This is a genomic window from Chloroflexota bacterium (assembly GCA_038040195.1).
Taxonomy (GTDB): domain Bacteria; phylum Chloroflexota; class Limnocylindria; order QHBO01; family QHBO01; genus DASTEQ01.
In genome coordinates this window covers 1-1,326 of the sequence record JBBPIR010000041.1, presented here as the reverse complement: position 1 = coordinate 1,326, position 1,326 = coordinate 1, and the positions used below count along the sequence as shown (strand labels likewise).

General features: G+C 47.8%; 1 protein-coding gene. It reads right to left on the bottom strand.

All coding sequences use genetic code 11. The features are described from left to right. Nucleotides 1-1,105, bottom strand: a 1,105-nt coding sequence (locus AABM41_09895) for an IS630 family transposase (GenBank protein ID MEK6192605.1), incomplete at its 3' end; no start/stop codon positions are given. Nucleotides 1,106-1,326 lie beyond the last annotated feature (221 nt).

Sequence of the window (1,326 nt, the reverse complement as noted above, 5' to 3'; positions counted from 1 at the left end):
GGTAAAGTCGGTTGAGCTTGATGCGGGCATCAGCCGTGGCGAAGCGCCAGTTAACGGTAGTGCGTTTATGGTTGCGTTGCGAAGCCCAAGCATCAGTTTCACGGATCAAGATAGCCTGAGTTGGTATGCAACGATTGAGACATTGTCGGTTTAGTACGCTCAACTCGATTTCAGCCATATTCAGCCAACTTCCATGCTTGGGCGTTGAATGAAATTCCAATCGATCCAGGATGCGCTTGGCTTCAGTTGGCGTAAACACTTCATAGAGACAAGCTGGTGAATGTGTATTGAGTTGATCTTGCACAATCACAATCTTTTCGGCTTGTGGAAAATGAATATCTACCAAATCTCGCATACAATACGCCCAATCGACTTTGGTACGCTGCTCTGTTACTTTCACGGAACGCCAGTTTTGGAGCGGAGCAAAGAACATAAACATGTTGGCAACGCCTTCACGATGATATTCGTAGTCGTATCGCTCTGGCTGTCCGGCCTGGATGGGCAAGGCTTGGCGCGTTTCTCTGACCAATTGCTCTGGGCTTTCGTCGAAACACACCAATGGGCGTTTCGGGTCTGCTGGCCGTTTGTAGACATCCAAAATGTCTTCCATGTGATAAACAAACTCGGCGTTGGCCTGTGGTGGAATGCACCATTCCTGTTTGCGCCACGGCTTCAATTCGTTGTCGTCTAACACTTGGCGAATCGTTTCATGAGAGATGGCATCAATGATTTTCAATTGCACAACCCGATCCGCCAGCAGGCGCAGGCTCCAACGAGCATATCCTTCTGGAGGTGAACTACAGACCAACGCAATCACGCGAGCCTCTTGTTCGCCATCCAACTTACGACTGTATATACGCTTAGGGCGACGCGGCTTCAAGACAGCCTCGAACCCTTCAAACACAAATCGCTTCCGTACCCGCTCCACCGTGGGTATGCTTACATCCAATGCTTCGCAGATTTCACGGTCTTGCCAACCTTCGTCTGCTTTCAAGAGAATCCTGGCATGTGTTAAGGTTCGCGCTTTCTCTGTTCCACAACCGATCAACACCAATAGCTTTTCGCGTTCTGCCACATTCAGGGTGACTATGTATTTCTTGGCCATATTCTTCCCTTTTTTAGGTAAGAATACTGCCTTCCTGCTCACCCTTCATTTCATGCTTGACAGTCTACTAGGTTGATTTCATAAATTACAAATGAAAATTTTGTCTGTAGCAAATTAATATCCTATCTACCACATTGGAGACCACAAATGAATAAAATACGTTGAGGTTTGCTCAGCACCGCTCGTATCAATCAAGCCTTGTTGCCGCCTCTGCAGGCCTC